The following is a 512-nucleotide window of genomic DNA, read 5'->3' as shown; positions in this document are numbered from 1 at the left end:
TCTGTCTAGTCTAGTGTAGCCGATTCATGTCTTATCTGGCATTAAGAAAGGATATGAAGCCTTTGTCTTTTCATGTATTACCTTTGACTTTTCAATTGCTTCCTTGTTTTCACCGTTATCATCAACAGGATCTGTAACAACTCCAACGATATTTACACCCTTGCTTTTCATTTCATTCTGAACCTCAACCAAATCAGGAATTTCCTTTACACAAGCTGTACACCAAGTTGCAAATACATTTACCATAGTAAGATCATACTTCTCAAAATCTTTACTTGTAAAATCCTTGCCATTTATGTCCTTTGTTGATAGTTTACGTAAATCTTTAACCGATTCTTTGTTAAATGCTTCTGTATTTTCTAAATCAGTTTTTTCTGATAGCACAAAACCATTTTTAGGACGTTCTTTTTTATCTATAATTTGAATCTCAGTTCTTTTTAATTCATCCAGAAGATTACTTTCAGCTCCGCTATTTGTGCTTAAATAATGTCTGCCGATCATTTCTAAAACCT

General features: G+C 33.0%; 1 pseudogene. It reads right to left on the bottom strand.

Annotation, left to right across the window (positions count from 1 at the left end):
- Positions 1–27: 27 nt before the first annotated feature.
- Positions 28–384 (bottom strand): annotated as a pseudogene (locus RV13_RS20530) (TlpA disulfide reductase family protein); the annotation flags it as partial.
- Positions 385–512: the final 128 nt, after the last annotated feature.

The sequence above is a fragment of the Enterococcus raffinosus genome, from assembly GCF_001886185.1.
GTDB lineage: Bacteria > Bacillota > Bacilli > Lactobacillales > Enterococcaceae > Enterococcus_A > Enterococcus_A raffinosus.
This window is presented reverse-complemented; position numbering and strand designations above follow the sequence as displayed.